General features: G+C 70.8%; 6 protein-coding genes. 2 read left to right on the top strand and 4 right to left on the bottom strand.

The window, feature by feature from the left end; translation table 11 throughout:
* The coding region (locus ACE3Q3_RS22780; RefSeq protein ID WP_374449891.1) for a hypothetical protein at positions 1 to 405 on the top strand (405 nt) is incomplete at its 5' end.
* 16 nt (positions 406 to 421) lie between these two features.
* On the opposite strand, the gene ACE3Q3_RS22775 is transcribed toward ACE3Q3_RS22780, so the two are convergent.
* Both ACE3Q3_RS22775 and ACE3Q3_RS22770 read right to left on the bottom strand, forming a co-directional pair.
* Complete coding sequence (locus ACE3Q3_RS22775; RefSeq protein ID WP_374449888.1) at positions 422 to 1,999, bottom strand: DHA2 family efflux MFS transporter permease subunit; 1,578 nt, start codon at positions 1,997 to 1,999, stop codon at positions 422 to 424.
* Positions 1,983 to 3,125, bottom strand: a complete 1,143-nt coding sequence (locus ACE3Q3_RS22770; protein WP_374449886.1) for an HlyD family secretion protein — start codon at positions 3,123 to 3,125, stop codon at positions 1,983 to 1,985. Before ACE3Q3_RS22770 ends, ACE3Q3_RS22775 begins: the two co-directional genes overlap by 17 nt.
* A 260-nt stretch (positions 3,126 to 3,385) precedes the next feature.
* On the opposite strand from ACE3Q3_RS22770, the gene ACE3Q3_RS22765 reads away from it, so the two are divergent.
* Positions 3,386 to 4,552 (top strand): acyl-CoA dehydrogenase family protein, encoded by a 1,167-nt coding sequence (locus tag ACE3Q3_RS22765; protein WP_374449884.1) that lies wholly within the window; start codon positions 3,386 to 3,388, stop codon positions 4,550 to 4,552.
* Positions 4,553 to 4,555: 3 nt separating this feature from the next.
* Here the strand turns inward: ACE3Q3_RS22765 and ACE3Q3_RS22760 are convergent, their stop codons facing one another.
* Entirely contained in the window at positions 4,556 to 4,906 is a 351-nt protein-coding gene (locus tag ACE3Q3_RS22760; RefSeq protein ID WP_374449882.1) for an antibiotic biosynthesis monooxygenase, read from the bottom strand.
* Positions 4,903 to 5,105 (bottom strand): NIPSNAP family protein (locus ACE3Q3_RS22755; protein WP_374449880.1); only part of this gene is annotated, 203 nt, incomplete at its 5' end. The genes ACE3Q3_RS22760 and ACE3Q3_RS22755, both read right to left, overlap by 4 nt.

Below are 5,105 nucleotides of genomic sequence, written 5' to 3'. Positions count from 1 at the left end.
GCCGCCTTCGGCATGAGCCTGCCGGTCGCCATGGAGAGCTTCGCCAAGGCGCGGCCGCAGTTCCATGTCCGCAGCCTGTCGCTCTCCTTCCCCGAGGCGCGCATCGACGGCGTCGGCACCGTGCGCTTCGCGCCGGAGGCGCCGCAGATGGCGAGCGGCACCTTCGACGTGAAGCTGGCCGGGCTCGACGACCTGATCGAGAAGCTGGGCCGCGCGCCCAAGAGCGACGAGGAGGCGACGGCGGTGGTGGCGCTGACCTTCCTGCGCGGGCTCGGCAAGCCGACCCCCGGTCCCGGCGGCAAGCCGATCTATGTCATCCAGGTGCAGGTCGGCGAGGACGGCAAGGTCTTCGCCAACGGCATCGACGCGATGAAGGTGATCGAGCTCCTCGACAAGGCGCGCTGACCCGGGCGGCCGGAGGTCAGCCCTTGCGGACCTTCGGCTGGGCCCGCGGCGGCACGACGCCGCGGCCGAGGAACCAGGCCGGGACCATCGCCGCCACGAACACGAAGGACACTGCCAGGAAGGCGTCCTGGAAGGCCATCGTGTTGGCCTGGGCATAGAGCACCCGGCCGAGGAAGTTGTAGGCCATGCCGGTGCGCTCGATCCCCTGGAGCCCGGCTTCGCCGATCATCCGCTTGAGGAGCTCGACATAGGCGAGCGTGTCCGGGTTGCCGGCCGTCTGGGTCGCGGTCAGGATTTCCGCGTGGAAGGCGGTGCGGTACTCGATGATGAAGGCGAGGCCGTTGACCCCGAAGGCGGCGCCCATCATGCGGATGAAGTTGATGGCGCCCGACCCCTGGCCGATCAGGCCGGGCGGCAACGCGCGGAGCGCGCTCGAGTTGACGTTGGAGACGACGAAGGCGAGGCCGGCCCGGCCGAAGGTGACCAGGAACACCATCATCCACCAGCCGGTGTTGACGTCGCAGCCGGCGAGGAAGACGCCGGCGATGGCGAAGGTGCCGAGCCCGAAGAGGATCGGCCCGTGCGGCCGGACATAGTCGGAGAGCCGGCCGGCGATCGGAAAGAGGAACACGAGGACGAGCCCGGCCGGCATCAGCATCATGCCGGCACCGGTCGGCGTGAGCTGCAGGATCTGCTGGGCGAAGAGCGGGATCAGGTACATCGAGCCGAACATGCCGGCGCCGAAGACAAGCGCCACCACCGAGGCGCAGGCGAAGCGCGGCACCCGGTAGAGTGCCATGTTCAGCATCGGGTTGGGGATCGCGAGTTCCCACAGGATGAGGGCGACGGCGGCCACGATCGCGACCGTGACCAGCACCACCAGTTCGACCGACGACCAGCCCCAGCGCTGGCCGTTCGACAGCGCGTTGAGGAGACAGGTGACGGCGAGGGCGATGAGGGAGAGGCCGATCCAGTCGAACCGGGTGCGCGGCGCCGAGGCGTCGCGCCCGGGAAGGAAGACCAGCGCCATCATGATGCCGAGCGCGCACATCGGCAGGCTGCCGAGGAAGACGTAGCGCCAGCCGTAGGCGTCGACGATGAGGCCGCCGAAGGTGGGGCCGAGCGCCGGGCCGAGGATGACCCCCATGCCGAAGATGCCGCTGGCCAGCCCGCGGTCGTTGGGCGGGAAGAGCTGGAAGATGGTCATCAGCGCCAGCGGCTGGCTGACGCCGGCGCAGGCGCCCTGCACGACGCGGGCGAGGATCACCATCTCGATCGAATCCGCGGACTCGCCGACCAGCGCCGCCACCGAGAAGATGCCCATCGCGGCGATGAAGATGGCGCGCGCGCCGAACCGGTCGCGCAGCCAGGCGACCGTCGGCATGGCGGCGGTGCTGGCGGCGAGGAAGCCCGTCGACAGCCAGTGCGCCTTGTCCTGGCCGACGCCGAAGGCTCCCATGACGTCGGGGATGGCGACGTTGGTCATGGTCGAGGACAGGATGCTGGCCAGCATCCCGCAGAGGACGGTCGCCGTCGCCAGCCACTTGTAGGCCGGGCCGAGTTCCGCGCGCCCGGCGTCAGCGACTGCCGACATCGACCACCACCTCGACCATCATCCCGGGCGAGAGGACGAGGTCCTTCGCGTCGAGGTCGATGCGGACGGGCAGCCGCTGCGTCACCTTGGTGAAGTTGCCGCTCGGGTTGGGGGTCGGCAGCAGGGCGAAGTTGCTGGTCGCGGTGGTGCCGATGCGGGTGATCCGGCCGGTGATGGTCTGCCCGGGATAGGCGTCGATCTTGATCTCGACCGGCTGTCCCGGCTGGACCCGGCCGATCTGGGTCTCGCGGATGTTGGCCTCGATGCGGACGTCGTTCGGATCGTGGATGAGGAAGATGCGCTGTCCGGCGTCGACGAATTCGCCGAGCCGGACGAAGCGGCGGTCGACGACGCCGTCGATCGGGCTGCGCACGACGCGGTCCTCGACATCGGTGCGGGCCCGGGCCAGCCGCGCCGCCACCTCGGCTTCGCGATGGCGCAGACGCTCGATCTCCTGCGTCAGCATGCCGATCTGCAGGCGTTCGGTCTCGACCTCGGCCAGCTTGGCGCGCGCGGCGGTGATGTCCGCCTGGGCCCGCGCATGGCCATGCTGGGCCTGGAGGAAGACGGCGCGCGCGCGGTCGAGGTCGCGCTGGGCCATGACGCGGGCGGCGATCAGCTTCTCGGCGCGCTGGTACTCGTCGCGGGCGAGCGTCAGCTCGGACGCGCGCGCCGCCAGCACCGACTGCAGGGCCTGCACCTGGGCGCGTTCGCTCTCGACGCGGGACTGGGTGCGCTCCTCGATGAGACGCACCTCGGCCTGGACGCGCGCCCGCTCCGACGCCACCCCCGCCGTCTCGGCGGCGAGCTGCTGGACCTGCAGTTCGGCGTTGCGGCTGTCGAGCCGGGCCAGAACCTGGCCGCGGGCGATGCGGGCGCCCTCGTCGACCGCGAGCTCGTCGAGGATGCCCGCCACCCGGCTGGAGATGGTCGTCATGTCGGCGACGATGCGCGCATCCGTTTCGTAGACATGGATGGTGCGGTCGTGGACCCAGTTGGCGGCCAAGGCGACCAGGGCCATCGCCGCCACCACGACGATCCCCGCCAGGATGCGCTTGCGACGCCTCCGGGGATCGGCGACGCGCGTCGCGGTACCGAGCTTGAGGTCGGGTGCGACGTCGTTCATCGACGTCGCGCGCCCGCGGAAAGGCGGCGGGCGCAGCGCCGGAAGAGGCAGATCATCAGGCCGAGTTCGTCCGCCGGATCGGGATCGAGCCGTGCGCCTTCCGTCTAGACAGGTCCGAAAGTTGCCCCAACATCGCGCGAATCGACGGGCGATTCCACTGGTTTCCCGCAAGCGCTCTCATCCGGGCACGGGCGACCGCGATTGACAGCCGCGCCCGCCGCCCGGATCGTGGCCGCCCCACTCCCACCCGGCCCCCGTCGATGGACCTGTCCTTCACCCCCGAGCAGGAAGCGATCCGCGCCCAGATCGAGCGCATCTGCGCCCGCTTCGGCCCCGACTACTGGCTGGCCCGGGACACCGACGGCCGCTTCCCGGACGAGTTCGTCGCCGCCATCGCCGAGGGCGGCTGGCTCGGCATCGCCATGCCGCCCGACCATGGCGGGGCGGGCCTCGGGATCACCGAGGCGGCCCTGATGCTGCAGACGATCGCGGAATCGGGCGCGGCGATGGCCGGCGTCTCGGCCGTCCACATGAACATCTTCGGGCCCAACCCGATCGCCGTCTTCGGCACGCCCGAGCAGAAGCAGCGCTTCCTGCCGCCGCTCATCGCCGGCCGCGAGCGCGCCTGCTTCGGCGTCACCGAGCCCGACGCCGGCCTCGACACCAGCCGCATCCGCACCCGCGCGGTGCGCAAGGGCGACCGCTACGTCGTCGACGGCCGCAAGATCTGGACCTCGACCGCCCAGAGCGCGAGCAAGATCCTGCTGCTCGCCCGCACCACCCCGATCGAGGAGACGGCGCGGCCGATGGACGGGCTGTCGCTCTTCTATACCGACCTCGACCGCCGCCGGATCGAGGTGCGGGAGATCGCCAAGATGGGCCGGCACGCGGTCGATTCGAACGCGCTCTTCATCGACGGACTGGAAGTCCCGGTCGAGGACCGCATCGGCGAGGAAGGCCAGGGCTTCCGCTACCTGCTGCACGGCCTCAACCCCGAGCGGATCATGGTCGGGGCCGAGGCCGTCGGCATCGGCCGGGCGGCGCTGGCGCGGGCGGTGCAGTACGCCAAGGACCGGGTCGTGTTCGGCCGCCCGATCGGCCAGAACCAGGCCGTCCAGCATCCGCTGGCCGAAAGCTGGATGGAACTGGAGGCGGCCAACCTGATGATCTTCAAGGCGGCCGGCCTCTACGACCGCGGCCTGCCCTGCGGCGCCGAGGCCAATGCCGGCAAGTATCTCGGCGCCGAGGCCGGCTTCCGCGCCTGCACCCGGGCCGTCATGACCCACGGCGGCTACGGCTACGCGGCCGAGTACCATGTCGAGCGCTTCCTGCGCGAGGTCATGATCTGCCGCATCGCGCCGGTCAGCCCCGAACTCGTCAAGTGCTACGTCGCCGAGCGCGTGCTCGGGCTGCCGAAGAGCTACTGACACTCACCCCGGCGCGTGTGCCGCCCGGGAATCGGGCGGGGCGTCGTCGCGCTCCTCCATGCCGTAGTCGCGCAGGACCGCCGCGACCCGCAGCCGGTAGCGGGCAAAGACATGGTCCCGCCCCGCCGCCTGTGCCTGGCGATGCGCCGCCGCCGCCCGCCAGCGCGCGACCGCCGCCTCGTCGCGGAAGAAGGAGAGCGACAGGACCTTGTCGGGGTCGGCCAGGCTCTGGAACCGCTCGACCGAGACGAAGCCGTCGATCGTCTCCAGCACCGGCCTCAGGTCGGCCGCGATGTCGAGATAGGTGTCGCGCAGTCCGGGCCGCGGCACGAACTCGAAGATGACGGCGATCATGGCTGCGCCTCGACCGGCTCGAGGAAGGTCCGTTCCTCCGACAGGATGAAGCGCAGGCGCTCCGCCATGGCGAAGTTGGCGGCCCCGGCCGGATCCGCCTTGAGGCGGCGGCGATAAGCCTCGTAGGCGGCGAGGCTTTCGAATCCGATCAGCGCCAGCGCGACGTTGTTGGTGCCCTCGTGCGGCAGGAAATAGCCGA

Origin of the sequence: Allostella sp. (assembly GCF_041913585.1) — a bacterium.
Lineage (GTDB): Bacteria > Pseudomonadota > Alphaproteobacteria > ATCC43930 > Allostellaceae > Allostella.
Note: the sequence above shows the minus strand (reverse complement) of the source record. Positions and strands in the feature narration are given on the sequence as shown.